The organism is Fulvivirga sp. (assembly GCF_040220315.1).
In the GTDB taxonomy this organism is placed as follows: Bacteria; Bacteroidota; Bacteroidia; order Cytophagales; family Cyclobacteriaceae; genus Fulvivirga.
In genome coordinates this window covers 1-21,153 of the sequence record NZ_JAVJUY010000257.1, presented here as the reverse complement: position 1 = coordinate 21,153, position 21,153 = coordinate 1, and the positions used below count along the sequence as shown (strand labels likewise).

Sequence of the window (21,153 nt, the reverse complement as noted above, 5' to 3'; positions counted from 1 at the left end):
GTCTGAACTGAGGTATCTGTCACCTCTATCGCAGGTGATGCAAACTATTACGCCTTGATCTAGATCTTTAGCTACTTCTAAAGCAGCAAATAAGGCACCACCGCTACTCATGCCTGCAAGAATAGCTTCTTCAGAGGCCATTCTTCTGGTCATGGTAGTTGCTTGTTCGGTGCTTACTTCAACAATGCTATCAACGCGCTCGGGTTCATAAATTTTAGGAAGAAATTCTGGAGACCACCTTCTAATCCCCGGAATGCTTGAGCCTTCTGTTGGCTGTGTGCCTACAATTTGAACGTCTTTATTTTGTTCTTTAAGAAATCGCGAAACACCCATAATGGTGCCTGTTGTACCCATAGCAGACACAAAGTGTGTTATTTTTCCCTGCGTATCCTTCCAAATTTCAGGACCAGTGGTGCGATAATGCATTTTGTAGTTGTCATCATTAGCGAACTGGTTAAGCATATGATATTCGCCTGATGCAGTCATTTCTTCTGCAAGGGTTCTGGAATATTCAATCGTTTTTTCTGCTGGGGTAAGAATTACTTTTGCTCCATAGGCCGTCATGCTTTGAACACGCTCTTTGGTTGAATTGTCTGGCATGATCAACGTCATATGCACACCTTTTAAATTTGCAATCATGGCAAGTGCTATTCCAGTATTCCCGCTGGTAGCTTCTACGAGTTTGTCACCTGGTTTAATTTCACCACGGTCTAATGCTCCGGCAATCATGCCATAGGCAGCTCGGTCTTTTACACTACCACCAGGGTTTTGGCCTTCCAGCTTACAGTAAATCTTAACCTTGTCTTTTTTATTGATGTTTGTGATCTCCACCAAAGGAGTATTGCCAATGAGTTGCTCAACATTCATAACTATAGATTTTCTAGACGTTGATTAATTTTTTGATTTTCAACATACGTAAGTCGTGATTTTGGAGGCACACTTTCAGTGATCCATACATTACCACCAATGATTGAGTCGTGACCAATGACGGTTTTACCTCCCAAAATAGTAGCTCCTGAATAAATGACCACATTATCTTCGATGGTTGGATGTCTTTTGGTTTTAGCATCTTCTTTTTTAACACTCAGTGCACCTAATGTTACTCCCTGATAAATCTTTACATTATTGCCTATGACGGTTGTTTCACCTATTACAACACCTGTTCCATGATCAATGCAAAATGAGTTGCCAATGTTAGCTGACGGGTGAATGTCAATTCCTGTTTTACTATGGGCATATTCTGAAATAATTCGAGGAATTAGCGCGAGGTTATACAATGAAAATTGATGTGCAATACGATGTGCTGCAATGGCAAAAAAGCCTGGATAGGTTCTTATTACTTCGGTTTTAGATTTAGCAGCCGGATCTCCGTTAAACAGCGCATCAATATCCTCATCTAATTTTTTCCGAATTTCAGAAAGACTATCCATAAATTTAGTAGCCACATCATTGATGTTGGTTTGTTCGCATGAGTCTTTTAGTAAAATTTTGTGTAGATCCGACTCAACCTCGTGAATATAACTTTTGAATTGGTCAATAGTATCAAACGCCAAGCGAGATAGCTCAGGGTAGAGGATGTGTAATACAGATTCAAATAGGTGAACAACTGCGGCCGGCTGTGGGCAATCAGATGACTTCTGATAGTCATTAAACAGTTTATTAATAAATTTTTTTTCCACTAACGATTGTTGTTTACACAAACTTAACGTTAGCAAGCATGAAATGATTAAATAAATTAAAAGTTAATTATAGCATCCAGGCGATTCTATTGTAGGTATCGTCTGCAGAATTACCATTTTCAATATTGGCCTGGATAGTTTTAATTAATTCGTCCATTTTATTCTTATCGAATCCGAATTTTACACCAAAAAGGTTGCACAGTTTCATTTCTTCTTGGTGTATATGTTTATCAACTATCATCATATGCACCAAGTCATAAAATTGTTCAAATTTCTCTTCTGCTTTTTCAGGAATTTCGAACTCTACAGTTTCAGGATTGTTTTTTATATCTTTTAATTTAGATTCGGAAATACCGTGCTTCTTAGCGATTTTTTTAAGCAAGCTGTATTCTACATCATCAAAATTACCATCAGCTGCAGCTATTTCAATCAGGTTCTTGATATGGCTGTGGGCATGGCTTTTTCCTTGTTTAAAAAGATTAAGTATTTCGGTAAACTTCATAGCGGTAAGGTGGTGTGATTGACAAACGAAATATAAAATAATAAAATCAATTATAGAAGAAGTGTGGCTGTTAAGTACTTGAAAATGTTATAGATTAGCTGTGTAAATGATTCTCTCGATATTTAATCTTATTTTTAAATTAAAAGGATGGAAGTTGCATACGCCTTGCCCATCTGAGGCGCATAGCTGTGTGATGCTTGCTGCGCCTCATACTAGCAATTGGGATTTCGTTTATGCGATGGTGGCTCTTAAGAAATTGGGTTTAAAGCCTCGGTTTACAATTAAAAAGGAATTTAATAAACCATTGATTGGTGCTTGGATTCATAGTCTGGGCGCACTATGGATTGATCGTTCACCAAAAATACCTGGCCAAAAAAGACGAAGTATGATTGAGGTTATGGTGGAGCTGATTAACCAATCAAAAGAGCCATTAACAGTTTTAGTTACGCCTGAAGGCACGCGCTCAAAAACTGAGGAGTGGAAGACAGGATTCTACTACACTGCATTGGAAGCCCAAGTACCAATCTGCATGGCTTTTATGGATTATAAAAAACGCTTAACCGGAGTGGGGCAATGCTTCATGCCTTCTGGCGATATAAATGCAGATATGAAAATCATTATGGATTTTTATAAAGATAAGTCGCCTAAGTTCCCTGAGAATTTTAGTGTGGATAAGAGGTATATTTAATTTATAATTTTACCTTTTCCAAACCAAGTCTAACGTATTGGCGTTATCAGGAATGATTTTAGCCTCTCTCAGTGCAAAAACAACATTGGTCAACATTTTATCACTTACCCAACTATCTGTAGTCCATTCAGTACCATGATACCAATATTCAGCATCTCTATAGTCGAGATTGTATCTTTCACTTACCAATTTCGGAGCATCTGGGTTGGTCATAAACTTTTCACATGAATCGTGGATAACCCTTAACATGGTATCGATTGCTTCTGGCTGATCTTGTATTATTCTATCAGTTGCCGCAATCATAAAACAGGGCCATGGGGATATGAACTCACCTATTCTTTTCAAATGTCCATTTTTTACGAATGGTTTTGTTGTATATTTTTCCCAGTAAAAAACAGAAGTTTCCTGTTTTTTCAGCGAGTCGAGGGCTCCATTAATGTCTTTTATAATCACAAACTGGTCATCTTGAATTGATTTACCCTGAATAAGCGCATCTACAATAGGCATTAAATGCGAACCAGAACCTTTTCTACTAATCGCTATTTGTTCCTTAAATAATGTTTCAGATAACTGTTCGTCATTGGTTACATATGTATGGATACCCCAGGTTAATGGCGATTTTACATAACCACTAATTATTTTTGAAGCATTGCCGTTAATTATATCAGTAATGATGCCTTCTGTTAGCAATATGCAAATATCAGTTTCGTCATTTCTGAGTGCCTGTGTCATGGATCCAGTTCCTCCAGGGAAGTCTTTCCAAATAATTTCGATATTTTTTTCTGAAAATGCGCCAGACTCTATGGCCAAATGGATGGGCAAGTTAAAGTGTTCGGGAACACCCCCAATGCGAAGAGTAGTTAATTCCATAAGTTAGCAAATGTATTAAACGTATTTATATTAACTGCTCTTGCAAAGATGTTTTAGGATATTTGCTTTAACCTACCTTCTAAAAATTCAACTCTAACATTTTCTTTTTGTATATTCAGAGCTTCTATGGTTACATATCTGGTATCAGTCTTCATTTTCGGTTACATTCTCATATCACTCGAAGAAGTAATTAAAATAAATAAAACGGCTGTGGCACTCTATACAGGAGTGGTGTCTTGGGTGGTTTATGTTGTTAATAGCGGCCATGTAGATGATTTCGCGGATGAGCTTACCCTTCAGCTAGGTCATATTTCGGAGATTTTATTCTTTCTGATGGGTGCTATGACTATTATTGAATTGATAGATATACACCATGGCTTTGATGTAATTACTAACCGGATAAAAACAACCAATAAACGCAAGCTTCTTTGGCTCATAGGCGGCATCGCATTCTTTTTATCTGCTTTGTTAGATAATCTCACTGCTTCTATTGTGATGATTTCCCTTTTGAGAAAATTGATGGACGATAAGGAGGATATTAAACTATTCGCTGGTGTATTAATTATAGCAGCAAACTCTGGTGGAGCCTGGTCGCCCATTGGTGATATTACCACTACCATGCTTTGGATTGGCGGACAAATAAGTGCTGAGAATATAATGAGGTCACTATTTATACCAAGTGTAATCAGCTTATTGGTTCCATTAATCATTCTTTCGTTTACAATAAAAGGAGATTTACACAGGGTGGAAAATGAAGAGGAACATCCCAGAAAGAAGGAGAGGGTTCGCGGAAGTAGACAAATGCTGGTGGGTGGGCTTGCTGCACTAATATTCGTTCCAATATTTAAATCAATTACACATTTGCCGCCTTATATGGGAATGCTGCTAGGGTTATCAATTGTGTGGATATTATCAGAACTGATCCATTTCAATAAAGATGAGCAGGAGAAGAAACCCTTTTCTGCTGTTCATGCCTTGAGTAAAATTGATGCACCAAGTGTACTTTTCTTTTTAGGAATATTGCTGGCAGTAGGGGCGTTAGAGCATGCTAATATATTATACGGACTGGCCATTTGGATGAGTAGTACGATTGGGAATTTGGATTTGATCGTATTCTGCATGGGAATTCTTTCTTCTATTGTGGATAATGTGCCATTAGTGGCAGCAACAATGGGTATGTATTCGTTAGCAGAATTCCCGATGGACAGTCAATTGTGGGAATTTACAGCCTATTGTGCCGGTACTGGTGGTAGCATACTTATTATAGGATCTGCAGCTGGAGTAGCAGTTATGGGTATGGCCAAAGTAAGTTTCGGGTGGTATTTGAAAAGAATTTCATTGTTGGCACTTTCTGGATATTTGGCTGGAGCAGCCTATTACTTGATTGTTAATAGTTGGTTGTAAATTAAGCGACTGATTATCAACGTAATAGTAATAATTAAAAGTTTTTAGATAATTATTTCTCAATATAAGTTAATTAATTAATGTAGTTTCGCGGCAAAAATTATTAAATGTCGAGATTATTATACTTACTATTTATACTAGTTGTTATCTGCGTTAGTTGTAACGAGGAAAGCGATCCGGAACCTGCAGGTGAGAAATTATCAAAAGTTAAAGGTGATTACATATATACTGTTACTCAAGGAAATAATCAGACCGCAAGTTATGGGCAATACCTTTCTAATGATATTAAAATTGTAGTTCGTGACCTTAGGGGCAAAATTGTAAGTAAATATTTGGAATTTGAATTACTAGATGAGACAGGTTCTATTAACTATAGCTACAATTATGCTGACACCATAACTTTCTCTTGGAAATTAGGTTGCAATTTATCTAATCAGGTGCTAACAATTACAGACCCATCTTTATGTGGCGTTTCTCAAGATGGCTGTATTGAAGCCCAAATATTTGAGATAAATGCTACTGCAACGAAGACGGTCTCAACGGGCTGGTATCAGTCTTGTCAACCTATTCTAGGAGAAGACTATTATTATATTGCCGATATTCTCACAAATGATGCATCTATTATTATAATTACAGGCGAAGGTGGGATTTACAGCTCTACTAATCCGTTTTCAGATTCATGGTCATATTACAGTTTTCGTAGTTATATTGATTACAATGATTTTAAAATGCTAAATAATGGAGAGCTTTTTTATAGAGATAATTACGACTATGGTCTCATTAATGCAAATTATTCGGGTTGGAAGTCAATAACCTCTCCGTTTAGTAATTCTTACACTGAGTTTGACATGGTAGTTGGGGGCGATGGTAAATATTATGTCGTCTCAGAATACGAGACTCAAGTCTATTCGAGCTCTGACGGCCAGACATGGAGTCTGGCCTTCGATATAGAATCTGATTCATATTATTACAGTGAAGCACAGGGAATAAGCGGGCATGGCGATTATATATATATCATTACTTCAAATAATGAAGTTGTTAAGTACAATATAGACACAAGTGCTAAAACCGTATACAGTTTTCCAAATGGCGCATGGGGAACCTATGAAAATTTGGGAGGTTTTTATATTGAGGTCGTTGACAATAAACTCTTTCTCCTTAAGAAATATCATTATGGAGTTACTGAGATTAATTTATCTACAAATACCACAGTTTCTTATTCATCTATTTATGCTAATAAACTAAACTTTTCTAATGGAGATCTGTATGCGATTGGCAATATAGATGAGATTTATAAATGGAATAGTTCATTTGAAATGAAGCAATACCCTCAATTTGAATACAATTATTATATAACACAAGTCAATATATTCAAAGGTAACCCTATTGCTATTGATGATTCAGGAAGATTAATCTATTATAAAAACTAACAAACATTATGAAAAAAATATTACTATTTGCCATTTTATTGGCGCCATTTGAAATCTTTTCTCAAGATGACATACAACCAAATGAAAGTTTCAAGGCCGTTTCAGGAGAAAAGACATTGGAACTACAATTTGTGCCATTCGGTGACAACCCAATCGATATAAATGGCATTAGAGCCAGATGGTTTAAGGAAAATGGTAAAGTTTTTAGGCTAAACTTGTTTTTAGGAATACAAAGTGATACTAATATCACTCAACAAGAAGATTCTGATCTTGATTTAGAAGAATTAAGAGATAAAGATTTTTCTTTAACCATCGGGGTAAAACCAGGTATGGAAAAGCATTTAAAGGGTACTGAGCGTTTATCTCCTTATTTTGGATGGGAGGGTGATTTAACATATCGTACCACTTCATTTAAATCTGAAGCACAAAATGGTACAGATGTTAACTACACTAAATTTATTAACCAAGATGGATTTATTAGGTTAGGATTTAATGCCATTGCTGGATTGGATGTGTATATAACTAAAAAATTATATTTGGGTACAGAGTTTGGTTTGGGCGCCAGTTGGACCAAACTATTGAACACAAAAGTTAAAAGTGATTTGGATGGTTTTGAGGAGCCTGAACCTGAGAAAAGAGGCAGTTCGTTAGATTTTGGACCAAACGTTAATGCACAAATACGATTAGGGTATGCGTTTTAACCTTATAAACTTACTTATTGTTGTTTTTATTTTCTCCTGTAATTCAGATGATGAGGGAAGTATGATTGGCTCTAAACAGTCGAATCAAACAATCAATTCCTTTGTAGGATTTGATTTTAGAGTGCTCTCGCAAGATGATAGGGTATTTATATTACCCGGCACCTCTGAATTTAATAATGAATTCACAGGACAGAACTTCATAGAATTAGAAGGCACAGATTATATTGATACGGGGAGCCTGTTAGAGTTAAATAAGTCTGAAGGTAATATGCTTCTTAATGGATTAAACTATGCATACGATTATGTGCTTTGTTTGACTTATAGGGAGCTTAGTCAAATATATGGCTTCAATGTTCCTTATGAATACTATGATATTCAGTTATTCATTGGTGTTGAGATATCGGGCTTATCTGATCAAGAAGTTGTTCAAGTATATAGTAGGAATAATATAAATTATTTTATCGTTGAGTCCAGTGATAATATTTATTCACGTTCAACTGATATTTATGGATTTGTGTTCTTAAAAGAATTGAACGGTCTCCAGGCCAATATTAATGGCACTGGTAAAATCAACAGCTCCGGATTAATTGAAATACAAGGTGCAATGAATGGCTATAATTATATTGACTATACATCAACCTACATAGGGGAATTTGAGCTTAGTTTTAGGTGTATTAATTAATAAATTTCTATATTTTGAAAGCCAATATGAATATATTGGCTTTCTTTTTTCAGTTTCTTCAACTATATGAGAAACAATTATTTTTAATATGTAAGTTGGCTATAGTAATAACTTTTAATGAGAATATTAAAAATTACCATCGGACTTCTTCTAATTATTGCCTTCACAATAGCCCTTAGCATATTTTTGCTAAGTGAAGAATTGCCAAAAGGTACCCAAGGACCAAGAGCTGAAGAATTAGCAGACAAAATGCTAGAGGCATTAAATAAGCCAGCTTGGGATTCCATCAAAGTTGTGAGCTGGTCGTACCCGAGGGGGCACGATTATGTGTGGGATAAAGAAAATAAGTCTGTTGCAGTAAAATGGGATGATTATCTGGTGGTGATTAATACAGACACAGAAAAAGGAGAAGTTTTTGAAGCAGGAAAAAAAGTAAATGATGATGATCTGTTTAACACGGGTCTGAAATATTTTTACAATGATTCATTCTGGCTTATTGCCCCTTTTAAAGTGAAAGACCCCGGCACTATAAGAAGTATTGTTAATTATGATGGATCCGATGCTTTGCTCGTACAATATACTTCTGGTGGTGTAACTCCTGGTGACAGCTATTTGTGGATATTAGATAAAGAGCATAAACCAAAAGCATGGAAATTTTGGACGAGCCTTGTACCTATTGGCGGTATGGAATTTACTTGGGAAAATTGGGTAAGTCTGCATGGCGCAAAAATTAGCACGTTCCATGAGGGTCTCATCGATATTAAGATTACTAACCTGAAATAATCTTGTTATTCTAACCTGCGGTTAATTGTTCTAATCTGCAAATCAAGGCTTTCACATGTTTGTTTAATGTTATTTATAATTTTTGATTTCTCTGTTGCGTCTAACGATTTCAGTTCTAATAAGTGAATTAGGCCAAGCATGGTAGCAACAGGGCCTCTTATTTCATGTGAATTTTGAAAAACATAATCAGAAATAACACTCTTCTTTTCTTGTAATTCGCTGTAAACATCTTCTATTTTACTTTCTAAAGCCATGTTCAGTCTTTTTATCTCATTATTTCTAATCTCAATAAGCTTACGCTGATTTTCGACACTTTCTAATGTTAACTCAAGCTCATATTTAGATTCCAACAGTTGTTTGTTTGTTTCTATCAAACGAAGCTCAAATTGACTGTTTTGCTTTTTCAAAAATATTATGGCCCCATTAATGAATAAAAAAATAATAATTGGTAATAGCTTATAAAAAAACTTATTTTCAATAACAATAGGAACAATATCTGCATTTTCAGATGCAAACAATATCATTATATCATCTATAAATAAAAGAATGGCAAAATGGTATAGAACACCAGCTATATACATCCATTTATTCTCTTTGAAAGAAAACAAAACTGAAGGAGCTAGTGAACCGGCTACCACTGCATAAGGGAACCAAAAAAAGTACTCATTAATTATTTTACCGAAAAAAAATTGAAATAGCAGTATGATTGAAACCGGAAAAAAAGATACAAGGAATTTGGATGCTTTGTATAAACGATATCTATAGCAAAGCAGGGAAACCAAACTTACGATGATTAAAAGTATAGGGCTGGCAGATATGATATTAGGAAATGAATTTAAACTTTGGAGTGCATCTAAGATTAGTACTACCACGCCAACCACAAAAATCAACCAGGTGATGATCAATGTTAATTGGCGTATTTTCGTTTCTGAAGAAAAGTGCGATTCTATACTCACATCATTAATCTGGTTGCTTTAGGATTGTAAAGATAAATTACAATTTGTAAAATTAGACTAAACGAACAAATCTCTATGAAAGATAAAATAGCCTATATAACAGGAGGAAGTAAAGGCATTGGCTTTGGTATCGCTGAAGCTATTCTAAAAGAAGGAGGCAAGGTGGCCATCACTTCCAGGTCTTTAACCTCTTCAGAAAAAGCAGCAAAGGAATTGAAGGAACGCACTGGAAATGAGGCTGTTTTACCTATTGAAGCGGATGTTAGAATTTTAGAGTCTCAAAATGCGGCAGTCAATCGAGTACTTAGTACATGGGGTAGAATTGATGTGGTGGTTGCGAATGCAGGACTGGGTCATTTTGGATCCATTGAAGAACTTAGCCTGGATCAATGGAATGAGACCATTGACACGAATTTAACCGGAGTCTTCAATACAATTAAATCTTCTTTAGTATCATTAAAAGAGTCTAAAGGCTTTTTTATAACCATCAGTAGTTTGGCCGGCACTAATTTTTTTGCTGGTGGAGCAGCATATAATGCAAGTAAATTTGGCCTTACTGGCTTTACGCAGGCAGTTATGCTCGACTTAAGAAAGTACGGAATACGAGTAAGTACCATCATGCCGGGTTCAGTAGCCACCTACTTTAATGGGCATACACCTTCTGCCAGTGATGATTGGAAAATTCAAATTGAAGATATAGGTGAAATGGTGGTAAATTTAGTAAAACTCAACCCAAGAACATTGCCGAGTAAAATTGAGGTGAGGCCTAGTGTTCCACCTTCGGCATAAATACTTACTATTATGTGTTATGATGTTGCCACAAATTACAAAAGACAGCTTAAAGAAGCTGAACGCTTGGGTGCTGATAAGTCAGAAATTGACTTCTTAAGTAAGAAGCTGAAGGAATTAGAAAAGCTCAAAAGGTATAATGAGTCATTAGAACATTTTTATTCTTCAGGCTTTAGTCATCAAAAACTTGGCGTTATCACTGCCGATAAGCCCGATGAACTACAATTCTTTCAATGGGGACTCATTCCATTTTGGGTAAAAGATTCAAAAACTGCTCAAAAACTTTCAAACCAAACGCTAAATGCCAGAGGAGAAACAATTTTTGAGAAGCCGTCATTCAGGGCCGCTGCAAAAAAGCGGAGATGCTTGGTAGTGCTAACAGGATATTATGAACACTATTGGGCTGACGCAAAAGGCAAACGAAAAATACCATATTACATTGAGTTTAAAAATAAGTTGCCTATGTATATGAGCGGTTTATGGGAAGAATGGGTTGACAAAGAAACAGGAGAAGTTGTTAAAACAGTGACTATCGTTACAACAGAAGCGAATAGTGAATTGGCGAAAGTACATAACAGGGATGAAAACAACCCAAGAATGCTCAACATCATACCGAATGAGATGAAATTTGACTGGCTTCATGAGATTCAGAACGATTCCGATAAAAAGTTTATTGAATCGCTCATTAGACCATACCCGGAAGAAGAACTGACAATTTATCCTGTAGGCCAATTGCGCGGTAAAAATGGGCTGGGAGATGTGCCTGAAGCGCATGAAAAAGTTGAATACGAAGACATAGAAGTTCCTTTATTTGATTAAGTGTTACTAGAATTTAGTGCTAATCAATTATTTCCCTTCAAAATCTCATCAATATACTTTAACCTTTTTCTGTAATCTTCATACAACATTGCTAAAGTACCAAATACAGATCCGGTAAAGAGGATCATGATCTCGAGTTCAAATCCTGAAAAAAGGATTATTCCAAAGGACAATATCCAGGCAATGGCAGGAGCGAGGTATTGGTTTTTTAAAAATTTTCTTCTCTGAATAAGCTGATCAGCACTCAATTGTTTATAATACTCCATGTAGCTTGTTTTAAAAGAGCATCTAAGTTTCTCAATTAATTTCATGATTGTTGTTTTAACTGGTAAGTATAGCAACTGCTTCAAAAATTACAGCAAAGCTGAATTTTTAATAAATAGCTACAATAGCTCCGCCAATGACCGCACCAATTAGTCCGGAAATAATATAGTTTCGTATGTTTCTGAATCGAAGTTTTTTGAGCTCTTTTCTTAACTCTTTATTGGTTGACTCAAGGTTGTTGATGGTTGCACTAAAATCCTGATTATTTGAAGCAAGATTGTCATTTACAGTACCCATATCATTTGAAAGAGCATTTAGGTTTTCAACAATTTTGTTTAGTACAATCAAATCTTGTGATTCTATGACATTACTTTCCAGAAGCTTTTTCAGCTTTTCCTGAGTTGATTTTAGCTGACTTGCAAGTTTCTTATTAGAATCTAAATTTCGTTCATATACATTCTTTAACTCCGTGTAATGCAATAAATTAAGCCTGATCTTTTCAAACTCAGCTGAATCAATTATCACTGCATTTTTGTTGATAGAAATGGTGTCCCCGAGAGATGCTTTTAATGCTTTTTGACTGTCAAATACAGATTGAGCCAAACAGTTGTTTGTTAAAATGAGGGAGAGGGTATAAAAAAGGACCAGTAGTATTTTATGCATCAGTTAAATAAACTATCGATGTTTATAGGTTTGGATAATCTTGTTGAAAGTGTATCTATATTATTAATAACACTATTTATTTCCATGCTAACTGCTGTCAGTTCAGTGGTTGTTTCTGCATTTTTAAACATTAGTATTTTGGCTAGAGAATCCAGGTGATGTTTGTTTAAATCCAACTTTGATTTAATAGCTTTATATTCCGCTAGATTACTTTCATAACTGGAATGCAAATCATTAAATTTTGCTGCCAATACTTTATATTTTCCTTCAACCGATTTGAGCCTATTGATTTTACTTTGTTGAAAAATTGAAAGAACAATTAAGGCTGCTGCGAAAACAAGCAGTATATATCCAAGTTTTGATTTCATGGTTTTCTGTCGAATTTAAGGGCTCAATGCTACGGAATTTAGTATTGTTTTAAAAGCTTCAAATAACTTGGATTAAAAAAATGTTTCTAATGATAATGTCCATGTTCTTCTGACCACACTTTTCCATCAGGTGCCGGGCCACGACCTCCATTTTGTGTTGATTTTACATAAACCATTAATCCTGCTAGAATAATGAAGCCGATAATGACACCACCTATAAGTATAGACTTGTTACTATTGCCTTTTTGTGTGTCTTCCTTAAAGTGACAGTGTTTGTATTTTTTGCCACTCCCGCAGTGGCAGTTTTCGTTTCTTCCTATGTTTTTCATGTGCAATTAGCTATCATCCAGCATATCGAATCTAATTAATTTTATTCAATATAAAACAATAGCTAATGCACAGCTTCATTGACCAAATGGTTAGAACCATATCGTGAAATAATCGTATATTCAGGCTGTATGGTATTCATTTCTAATATATCGGCCGGAATAATTGTGCTGTAAGCCCTCACAGGGTTTTTACTGTTAATTTTTTCTGATGGATTCCTCCATCTATTATTAATTTTATTCTTACAGAAATGAACAACTTACATTTATATGGCTGGAGTAGCTTCAGCCCAAAGATTTCTTCATCAAAAAATTCATACGATCACAATCAAATAGGAAGGGTTACTTCTGTTAAAGGCCATCATTACCACATAATTACTAGTGAAGGAGAACAAAGGGCTGAGCTTCTAGGTCGGTTGGTTGTAGCCTATGAAAAAGAGGATCAACCTAAAGTAGGCGATTGGGTTCAATTTATGAAAGTGGATGAATCTAGCGTATTTATAACGGAAGTACTGCCTAGAAAGAATCTGCTATTTCGAAAAACTGCCGGAAAAGAACATGCCACGCAGGTTTTAGCAACTAATCTTGATTACGCTGTTGTAGTGCAAGGTCTCGATCAGGATTTTAACTTGAACCGACTGGAGAGATACCTCGTCCAAATTATTGGATGCGGTATTACTCCTGCAGTAGTGCTCACAAAATGTGATCTCATTTCCGATAAGCAATACTATTTGGATGAGATCAAACGACTGCAGCGAGGTGCGGAAGTGTTTTTCTGTAGTTCGCAAACAGGAGAGGGCATTTTAGAGCTTGAAATGAATCTGTTTAAACCCGGAAGCACTTCAGTATTGGTTGGCTCTTCAGGAGTGGGGAAGAGTTCTTTGGTTAATGCTTTGCTAAAAGAAGCTGCGCGTGCAATAGATTCAATAAGTACGTCAACCAATAAAGGTAAGCATACCACCACTACAAGAGATATGTTGATGCTTGCAAATGGTGCCATGCTCATTGATACACCGGGAATGCGTGAATTCGGCCTAGGCGTTAATGAGAATACCGACCTTGGCCAACAATTTCCTGTAATCGAAACTTATGCTCAAAATTGCAAATTCAGCGACTGTTCACATACCAATGAGGAAGGCTGTGCTGTATTGGCAGCTTATGCTTCAGGTGAACTTGATGCTGTTATCTACGATAACTACATCAAACTAATGAAAGAGCAGCAACGTTTTCAGACGAAGGCTTATGAACGCAAACAGGAGCAGCGACAATTTGGCAAAATGGTACGCGATGTCCAGAAGATTAAGAAGCGGTTGAAAGGGAAGTAGTTACAATAGGATTGTAAATCTCCAAGTCATTTAAAATAATTCAGAATGACTTGGAGATATATCATTCAGCTTAGCCCCATGCCCTAAGCCCCAACCCCACTAGCAATATACTCATCAATCAACTCTTCCAGAATATCCAAAGGCACTGCTCCATTCTTCAACACCACATTATGAAATTGCTTCAGATCAAACTTGTCACCCATTTCTTTTTTAGCTTTTTCGCGAAGTTCCAGAATCTTCATCATACCGATTTTGTAGGCACAAGCCTGACCCGGCATTACTATGTAGCGTTCGATTTCTGTGGTCACTTCGGTCGTTGTCATTCCTGTATTTGCTACCATGTAATCGATTGCCTCTTCACGAGTCCATTTTTTGTAGTGGAGACCTGTATCTACCACAAGTCTCACGGCCCTCATCATTTCGCCTTGTAATCGACCTAAATTTCCAAAAGGATCGTTTTCGTAAAAGCCTAGCTCCCAGGCCAGTTGCTCAGAATAAAGTGCCCAACCTTCGATAAAAGCCGTAAACAGACCAAATGTCCTGAAAATAGGCACATCTTCTAATTCACTCTGAATTGCAATCTGAAAGTGATGGCCAGGCACTCCCTCATGATAAGCCAGGGTCTTCATACCGAACTTCACAGTTTCACTAACATCACGAAGGTTAGCATAGAAAATGCCACCTTTTGATCCATCCATAGGCGGGCGCTCATAGTACGCACCAGGACTACCTTCTTCCTTAAACTCCGGTACACGCTTAACTTCCAGAGGCGCTTTGGGTCTTACATCAAACGCATCATCCAGATTATTGCTGATGTCATACAATATTTCATTATAACGGGCAATTACTTGTTTTCTTCCCTCATCATTATTTGGATACAAGAAGCGATCTTCCTTATTAAGTGCTTGAATAATCTCTCCAATAGTTTTGGTTGAGTCTGCATAACCTTCGTTTTCCAAAATATCCAACATTTCTTTCTTAATTCGTGCAACCTCCGACAAACCAATTTGGTGTACCTGTTCAGGCGTATATTTGGTGGTTGTATTTTGCTCTAATTGATATTGATAATAAGCATCACCATTAGGGAATTTCCACACGCCAGCGTTAGTATTTGCTTTGGCATCCAAGGCTTCAAAATAGGAGATAAGGTTGCCATAAGCACCAAAAACTGTAGTCCTGATTTCTTCACTTGCCTGTGCTTTATATTGCTCTTTTTGTTCGTCTGAAAGGCCTTCGATTTTATCAATTTTACTTTCAAGATTGGTGTATAAGATGTTTCTTTTAACCGGATCTGTATCTGTAACTTCCAGGTTGATAGCGGAATCGACTTTGGCTCCTGTGAAACCACGCATTTCGTTAAGAACCTTGGCAACGATGAATTTTGGCGGGATGATTCCTTTTTCTTCTCTGATTCTAAGATTTTCAATGACCTGATCGAATTTGGTGTCAAACTTGGAAAGTCTGGCAATGTAAGCTTCTACATCACTTTCATCTTCCAGTTTGTGCGAACTTTCCATCATACTTGGTAAGTTGCTTTGCACCCCAAACATCTGATTGACCGGATAATCATAGTAGAAGAAAGATTCCCCTTCTACTTGTTTACCTAAAAACCAGCTTAAAATTTTTGTATTCAGCTTATTATCTTCTGATTGACTTTCAAAATCATAGCTTAAGAGTGTCTCATAATTAGCCTTTAATTGCTCGAAATCTTCTCGATTTTTAGCATCGGAAACATCTGTAAGCTCATCTTTGTGCATTTCGGAAAGGATAGGAATGCCCAACTGCGTTGTCATTTCCGGGTCGTCTATGACAAACTCTACAAAGATACGGTCGTAATAATGTCTGATGTTAAAAGGCTTGAACCAGATGAGATTGACTACCCAGATGATACCTAAGGTGAGTAAAACAAGGGCAGTTCTGCCAATCCAAAATTTCCAGGAACGTTTTTTCATGATGCCTAATGATTGATTCTAATTAATAACAACTATAAATATAGCTGTTTTCAACTAACGCATCAGAAAGGTCTCAAAGCCACCGCTTCACAAAGTAAAATGTGCCAAAGGGTAGGATAGAAGCAAGCAATCCAATAAAGAGTTTACGCTTTTGCCACTTTTCATCAATGGCCAATACAAGAATAAAAACCACATAAATGAGGAATAAGATTCCATGCGCCATGCCCACAACTTTGTTTGGCATGCCCCATTCCATGATATATTTTAGTGGCATGGTAATGAATAGAATAAGTAGCAGCGAAATTCCCTCTGCATGGGCTATGAATTTGAATTGCTGGTTTATTGATTTTAATAGTTGCATAGCGTTTGTCTATCTCTCCTGCTCAAAATAAATTTTATAATACTTCTGTCCATTCTCGTCCACACCTTTCTCAATCTTGTTTCGATCTCCATGAATATACACATGGAAGTTCTTATCCAGTTTAAGAACACTCTTAAAGGTTCTGGACATTTTCTTAACGGCCACTTCAGATATAGCGAAACTCTCAGGCACATTCATCTCCTGCATATGGTTGCTGGTAAAGCTTCTGAACGATTCTTTCAATCCTTCATCATGCAATACAGAATCTACATACTCATTTTGATTGTAGGTTTCTGCGTGCTTTAAATAATCCATAGAACGGTTGAGCAAATCGATTTGATCCGGGCGGGAGATCTCAAATTCTTCAGGAACGGCCTTTTGAATGAAATCTTTAGTAACTTTCATGAGCTCGGTGGTCTGATAGAATTCATTGGAGATGATTTCTAACCCTAGAAAGTCATCTATCCAGAACTTGGAATCTGAGCGAAGACCGTTTTTATCGTACACCACCACTTCCATTTCACCATTTTGTAGCTGCACAATGAGGGCACCTTTATCCAGCCCGTTAAGTTCATAGCCTAACTCATGGGTGAGTTCGTATTTGGTATTAGCCTGCTCCACTTTTAGAAATGGAACATTGGTTTCTGATTTAAAGATGCCAAGAGCCGCGCATCGCTGACCGTTAAAGGCAATTCCATCTAATAGAACTACGTTCAGTACACCTTCATTAATTTTAGGATGCTCAGAGTGGGAGTAGAGCAGTTTAGCGAGATTGTACGATATGTCAATAAATGAATCCCGATCTTCAAATACAGTTTTGGCAGCCTGATAAACGCCATTCAATTCCAGATCAGTAGGGTGGGTGAAGCGGTATTTCTCTTCTGACTTTAACTGACTCAGAAAGTACTTTAAATAATACTCCTCAGACTCTTCGGAGATAGTACTCGCTGATTCTGACAAAGTATAACCTTCATCTTTTAATTTATTGCCAACATAGTGCGTAATGATGTTGGTGATTTTACTGTCTGAGATGATCATGTGCTACTATTTTCAAAGGGCGCAAAGGTATAGTTAATTAGGGATTTCTCTATTAAGTGGTCATACTTGACATAGGAAGGATCTTCCTTATAAAGGATGAAGAACCGAAATCAAATTGTCGAACCTACTTAGTATGTCCGATAGCTATCGGACTCCCTCTGTCGGCATTACAAAAGAATGTTATTTATCACTCCAAAAAATCATTCGGATTAAATGGAATATCATCATCCGGGTCTTTGTCGAACGGACCAACACCTGGAGGATTGAACAACCCCCAACGGTCAATAATGTAATCCCATTGATCAAAGCCGGCCACCCAATCAATGAAAAGCAGTCTGTATTCTTCAATAAGATCACGAACGATTTCAAAGTATTTGAATTCCTTAAACCCAAAAGCCTGAAGCGAATGATTTTGTACCACTAAGTCACGTGCAGCCTTTCTTATGATGGTGGCATTTTCCATTTTTAAGTCATACAAACCAGCACCTTCAGCCCCAGCCACTTTCACAGTTAGCATGGCTGCATCTGAAAACAATTGAGCTTTAGTATGCTGCAACATTTCATTATCATCTGGGATCAAATCGCAGATTTGGGTTACAACTTCAAGGATTTCCTTGCCTTTCTTGTAAATGGGAAGGTTTTCCGGGTCTATATCTTCGTATTCTTCTTCCATTGCTGAATTAGTATGTGCACGAATTTCGTATAATTAATTTAATGTCATCTCAAGATTGTTGGAGATCTTCCTTATTCACAATGTGAATTTGTATTTATCGTATCAACCGAACATGTTAGGATGCCTTTTTCGGCATGATAACCTAATTAGTGGGTCATCCTGACGCAGGAAGGATCTTACTTATTATAGATGAAGAACCGAATCCAAATTATCAAGCCTACTGAGTAAGATGCCTCCTCTGTCGGCATGACACTCTATATCTACGAATGACTGCCGGAATTTGAAGGATGTTTTACCATTATAGTCATTCGTTAAATTAGTGTTTTAAGAAGTAAAAATGATGGATTATTATATCTTGCATAGATGTCTTTAGGATTTGATGATAATGACTTTATGTCAATAAGAAAAAACCTAGTAATTGTAAGTATCATATGGCTTATAATTATTTATGGTGAAGTAGAAGTTGGTAATAAAGTCAGTCTTTTGTTTACAAGTATTAAACTTAAAAATCCAGATGTTCTTACGGCCTTGCTTTCGTTGCTTTTTATATACTTGAATTGGAAATTTTTGCAGGTAGTTAAGCCAATATTTTATGAATTTCAAAATAAATACCTCAGACTTTTATCAAGTAAAAAAGGTAATAATCATTATGAAAAATTAATGATTAAGTTGTTTAGTGAGAACAATCCTACCGCAAAAAATATTCAAGCCGGTATAAACCTTAACCAACATAAAATATTATTCAGGAGAGGATTTATTATTAATTACAATACAGGTGAAACTGCTCAAAATACATCTCAACTCAAACAATTTAGAAAGGAAGAATATTTGACCATGTTTGACCTTAGAGAATTGATGTTATATGTGTGGTCAGAGAAGTTATTCACAGATCTTTTCTTACCAATCATACTTTCCATAGCAGTAATTATTTCTATTCTTATTCATTTGATTGTTTAAACTAAGAAGATCGTTCTACTCGTCTCTTTCTCTAAAGTTCTCAAAAAACTCTCGAAATATTTTAATTTTACTATATGGGTTTGTTTGATTTTTTAAAATCGAAACCGATCGATTATTACAATGTAGGTGTAACCTTTAGAGTCGATGATGTACCAGAAGACGTTTATGAAGCTGTATTAGTCAATGACTATGTCAATCTTCGGACTGTAGAAAATCGGAATGATGTTAGAATTTATGCGCCAGACAAGCGAATTAGAGCTCAAATTGGAGTTGTACCTTCAAAATATTTAAATGTTGTGAAAAGTCATTTATTGAGAAATGAAAAAATCAAAGCCCATGACTCAAATATTCTTGAGAAAAGTTCAGGCTCACTTTTAATAAGCATAAAGTTGAAGGTCTAATCGTTGATTCCCTTTATCAATCGAATCCTACTTTCCGATACAAAACTTACTAAAAATATTCGCCAACAAATCATCCGTAGTAATCTCACCCGTAATTTCCCCCAAATAATGTAACGACTGACGAATGTCCATAGCCAGGAAGTCTCCGGTAACATTCATTCCTAAGCCATTCAATACATCTTGTAAGGCATCTCGGGTTTTTAACAAGTTGTCGTAATGGCGGATGTTAGTGACTACCACATCACCCGATTTAAAATTATCGAGATTAACTACCTCAAGAAGTCTGTCTTTTAGCGCTTCAAGGTTTTCATGGCTATTTGCAGAAATCAATACCGAGCCTTTGATCTTGCTTATGGCCGTTTTAATATCAGCCTGGGCTTTGTCAGACTTATTACCCACCACCACGAATGGAATGCCCAGATTCTCCAGTTTATTAATTTCTTTGTTCATTTCCACTACACTGTCATTGGCCATGTCTACCAAATAGATAATTAAGGAAGCTTTTTTCATTTGCTCCTGTGTGCGTTGCACACCCATTGCCTCAATGGTGTCGGTGGTTTCTCGGAGCCCAGCAGTATCTATAAAGCGGAAGTTGATCCCGCCAAGGTTAATTTCATCTTCAATAAAATCCCGTGTGGTTCCAGCAATGTCAGAAACAATGGCCTTTTCTTCATTCAGCAAGGCATTGAGTAGGGTAGACTTACCAGCATTAGGCTTGCCTGCAATAACCGTAGGTACGCCATTCTTTATCACATTGCCCAAGTCAAAGCTGGAAATGAGTTTGTTTATGACCTCATGCAGGTTGTTAATGAGCTTCTTCAGGTCGTCACGGTCGGCAAACTCCACATCTTCTTCTGCAAAATCGAGCTCCAGCTCTACCATCGATGCAAAATGGATTAATTCTTCACGTAATGCCTTTATTTGGTCAGAAAAACCACCGCGCATCTGTTTTAAAGCTGCTTCATGCGAAGCTTCTGAATCTGCATTGATTAAATCTGCCACCGCTTCGGCCTGAGCCAAATCAAATTGGCCATTTATAAATGCTCTTTGGGTAAACTCACCTGGTTTGGCCAATCGTGCGCCATTGCTCAACAATACTTTAATTACCTGCTTTAAAATAAAAGGGGAGCCATGGCAGCTAATTTCAACAACATTCTCTTTGGTAAATGATTTCGGAGCTTTGAAAAGAGAAACCAGCACTTCGTCTATTATTTTCTCACCATCTCTTATCGTTCCGAAATGAATAGTGTGCGACTCTTGCTTAGATAAATCCTTACCCTTAAAAACCTTGTTAGTAATAGTGATAGCGTCAGTGCCTGAAAGCCTGATAACGCCAATGGCACCTACACCCGGAGGCGTGGAAAGGGCAACTATTGTATCTTGAGTAGCTGGATTCATAGTCAAAATTTTGGCAAAAGTAGGAATAATACCTTCGAGTTAACAACTATAATCAGATCGACCTTATATTTGGGTTAATATGAATCAATTAGCCAAATGGAGTTGCAGAGCCTACCCGAATGAA

General features: G+C 36.7%; 25 protein-coding genes. 11 read left to right on the top strand and 14 right to left on the bottom strand.

Annotated features, from left to right (window positions below; all coding sequences use genetic code 11):
• The 3 genes from cysM to RLO81_RS12540 all read right to left on the bottom strand — a co-directional run.
• The coding region (gene cysM, locus RLO81_RS12550) for a cysteine synthase CysM (protein WP_350112016.1) at window positions 1-867 on the bottom strand (867 nt) is incomplete at its 3' end.
• A gap of 2 nt (window positions 868-869) precedes the next feature.
• The gene (epsC, locus tag RLO81_RS12545) at window positions 870-1,679 is read right to left on the bottom strand and encodes a serine O-acetyltransferase EpsC (protein WP_350112014.1); all 810 of its coding nucleotides are present in this window, start codon (window positions 1,677-1,679) and stop codon (window positions 870-872) included.
• Between the two features lie 67 nt (window positions 1,680-1,746).
• A complete protein-coding gene (locus tag RLO81_RS12540; RefSeq protein ID WP_350112012.1) occupies window positions 1,747-2,181 on the bottom strand; it encodes a TerB family tellurite resistance protein in 435 nt (144 codons plus the stop codon).
• Window positions 2,182-2,335: 154 nt separating this feature from the next.
• Between RLO81_RS12540 and RLO81_RS12535 the strand changes: the two genes are divergently transcribed.
• Entirely contained in the window at window positions 2,336-2,869 is a 534-nt protein-coding gene (locus tag RLO81_RS12535; protein WP_350112010.1) for a 1-acyl-sn-glycerol-3-phosphate acyltransferase, read from the top strand.
• A gap of 9 nt (window positions 2,870-2,878) precedes the next feature.
• On the opposite strand, the gene RLO81_RS12530 is transcribed toward RLO81_RS12535, so the two are convergent.
• Window positions 2,879-3,739, bottom strand: coding sequence for a substrate-binding domain-containing protein (locus tag RLO81_RS12530; RefSeq protein ID WP_350112008.1), 861 nt, complete (start codon window positions 3,737-3,739; stop codon window positions 2,879-2,881).
• A 126-nt stretch (window positions 3,740-3,865) separates the two neighbouring features.
• Here RLO81_RS12530 and nhaD point away from each other — a divergent pair, with 126 nt between their 5' ends.
• The 5 genes from nhaD (at window position 3,866) to RLO81_RS12505 (ending at window position 8,739) form a co-directional block, all read left to right on the top strand.
• Window positions 3,866-5,143: a sodium:proton antiporter NhaD gene (gene nhaD / locus RLO81_RS12525; protein ID WP_350112006.1), complete on the top strand. Its 1,278-nt coding sequence runs from the start codon at window positions 3,866-3,868 to the stop codon at window positions 5,141-5,143.
• 107 nt (window positions 5,144-5,250) lie between these two features.
• Complete coding sequence (locus tag RLO81_RS12520) at window positions 5,251-6,573, top strand: hypothetical protein (RefSeq protein ID WP_350112004.1); 1,323 nt, start codon at window positions 5,251-5,253, stop codon at window positions 6,571-6,573.
• 8 nt (window positions 6,574-6,581) lie between these two features.
• A complete protein-coding gene (locus RLO81_RS12515; RefSeq protein ID WP_350112003.1) occupies window positions 6,582-7,274 on the top strand; it encodes a hypothetical protein in 693 nt (230 codons plus the stop codon).
• Window positions 7,264-7,956: a hypothetical protein gene (locus RLO81_RS12510; RefSeq protein WP_350112001.1), complete on the top strand. Its 693-nt coding sequence runs from the start codon at window positions 7,264-7,266 to the stop codon at window positions 7,954-7,956. The genes RLO81_RS12515 and RLO81_RS12510 overlap by 11 nt, the downstream gene beginning before the upstream one ends.
• Window positions 7,957-8,073: 117 nt before the next feature.
• Entirely contained in the window at window positions 8,074-8,739 is a 666-nt protein-coding gene (locus RLO81_RS12505; RefSeq protein WP_350111999.1) for a hypothetical protein, read from the top strand.
• A gap of 5 nt (window positions 8,740-8,744) precedes the next feature.
• Here RLO81_RS12505 and RLO81_RS12500 read toward each other — a convergent pair whose 3' ends face one another.
• The gene (locus RLO81_RS12500) at window positions 8,745-9,695 is read right to left on the bottom strand and encodes a hypothetical protein (protein WP_350111997.1); all 951 of its coding nucleotides are present in this window, start codon (window positions 9,693-9,695) and stop codon (window positions 8,745-8,747) included.
• A 75-nt stretch (window positions 9,696-9,770) separates the two neighbouring features.
• Between RLO81_RS12500 and RLO81_RS12495 the strand changes: the two genes are divergently transcribed.
• Together RLO81_RS12495 and RLO81_RS12490 are read left to right on the top strand one after the other, a co-directional pair.
• Window positions 9,771-10,484, top strand: a complete 714-nt coding sequence (locus RLO81_RS12495) for an SDR family oxidoreductase (protein ID WP_350111995.1) — start codon at window positions 9,771-9,773, stop codon at window positions 10,482-10,484.
• Between the two features lie 12 nt (window positions 10,485-10,496).
• Window positions 10,497-11,303, top strand: coding sequence for an SOS response-associated peptidase (locus RLO81_RS12490; RefSeq protein WP_350111993.1), 807 nt, complete (start codon window positions 10,497-10,499; stop codon window positions 11,301-11,303).
• Between the two features lie 23 nt (window positions 11,304-11,326).
• On the opposite strand, the gene RLO81_RS12485 is transcribed toward RLO81_RS12490, so the two are convergent.
• From RLO81_RS12485 to RLO81_RS12470, 4 genes are all read right to left on the bottom strand, one after another.
• Window positions 11,327-11,614, bottom strand: coding sequence for a hypothetical protein (locus tag RLO81_RS12485; protein ID WP_350111991.1), 288 nt, complete (start codon window positions 11,612-11,614; stop codon window positions 11,327-11,329).
• Window positions 11,615-11,675: 61 nt separating this feature from the next.
• Entirely contained in the window at window positions 11,676-12,230 is a 555-nt protein-coding gene (locus RLO81_RS12480) for a hypothetical protein (RefSeq protein WP_350111989.1), read from the bottom strand.
• A complete protein-coding gene (locus RLO81_RS12475; protein WP_350111987.1) occupies window positions 12,230-12,598 on the bottom strand; it encodes a hypothetical protein in 369 nt (122 codons plus the stop codon). The genes RLO81_RS12480 and RLO81_RS12475 overlap by 1 nt, the downstream gene beginning before the upstream one ends.
• 86 nt (window positions 12,599-12,684) lie before the next feature.
• The gene (locus tag RLO81_RS12470; RefSeq protein WP_350111985.1) at window positions 12,685-12,927 is read right to left on the bottom strand and encodes an SEC-C metal-binding domain-containing protein; all 243 of its coding nucleotides are present in this window, start codon (window positions 12,925-12,927) and stop codon (window positions 12,685-12,687) included.
• Window positions 12,928-13,175: 248 nt separating this feature from the next.
• Here RLO81_RS12470 and rsgA point away from each other — a divergent pair, with 248 nt between their 5' ends.
• Window positions 13,176-14,249, top strand: coding sequence for a ribosome small subunit-dependent GTPase A (gene rsgA / locus RLO81_RS12465; RefSeq protein WP_350111983.1), 1,074 nt, complete (start codon window positions 13,176-13,178; stop codon window positions 14,247-14,249).
• Window positions 14,250-14,332: 83 nt separating this feature from the next.
• On the opposite strand, the gene RLO81_RS12460 is transcribed toward rsgA, so the two are convergent.
• The 4 genes from RLO81_RS12460 to RLO81_RS12445 all read right to left on the bottom strand — a co-directional run bounded on the left by RLO81_RS12460 (window position 14,333) and on the right by RLO81_RS12445 (window position 18,273).
• Complete coding sequence (locus RLO81_RS12460; RefSeq protein ID WP_350111981.1) at window positions 14,333-16,201, bottom strand: DUF885 domain-containing protein; 1,869 nt, start codon at window positions 16,199-16,201, stop codon at window positions 14,333-14,335.
• A 73-nt stretch (window positions 16,202-16,274) separates the two neighbouring features.
• The gene (locus tag RLO81_RS12455) at window positions 16,275-16,562 is read right to left on the bottom strand and encodes a DUF3817 domain-containing protein (protein WP_350111979.1); all 288 of its coding nucleotides are present in this window, start codon (window positions 16,560-16,562) and stop codon (window positions 16,275-16,277) included.
• A 9-nt stretch (window positions 16,563-16,571) separates the two neighbouring features.
• The gene (locus tag RLO81_RS12450; RefSeq protein ID WP_350111977.1) at window positions 16,572-17,600 is read right to left on the bottom strand and encodes a nucleoid-associated protein; all 1,029 of its coding nucleotides are present in this window, start codon (window positions 17,598-17,600) and stop codon (window positions 16,572-16,574) included.
• Between the two features lie 187 nt (window positions 17,601-17,787).
• A complete protein-coding gene (locus RLO81_RS12445; RefSeq protein ID WP_350111975.1) occupies window positions 17,788-18,273 on the bottom strand; it encodes a hypothetical protein in 486 nt (161 codons plus the stop codon).
• Window positions 18,274-18,636: 363 nt separating this feature from the next.
• On the opposite strand from RLO81_RS12445, the gene RLO81_RS12440 reads away from it, so the two are divergent.
• Window positions 18,637-19,230 carry a hypothetical protein gene (locus RLO81_RS12440; protein ID WP_350111974.1) on the top strand — a complete coding sequence of 198 codons (594 nt, stop codon included), beginning with the start codon at window positions 18,637-18,639 and terminating at the stop codon, window positions 19,228-19,230.
• A 74-nt stretch (window positions 19,231-19,304) separates the two neighbouring features.
• Window positions 19,305-19,631: a hypothetical protein gene (locus RLO81_RS12435; protein ID WP_350111972.1), complete on the top strand. Its 327-nt coding sequence runs from the start codon at window positions 19,305-19,307 to the stop codon at window positions 19,629-19,631.
• 27 nt (window positions 19,632-19,658) lie between these two features.
• Here the strand turns inward: RLO81_RS12435 and mnmE are convergent, their stop codons facing one another.
• Window positions 19,659-21,029 carry a tRNA uridine-5-carboxymethylaminomethyl(34) synthesis GTPase MnmE gene (gene mnmE, locus RLO81_RS12430; RefSeq protein WP_350111970.1) on the bottom strand — a complete coding sequence of 457 codons (1,371 nt, stop codon included), beginning with the start codon at window positions 21,027-21,029 and terminating at the stop codon, window positions 19,659-19,661.
• Window positions 21,030-21,153: the final 124 nt, after the last annotated feature.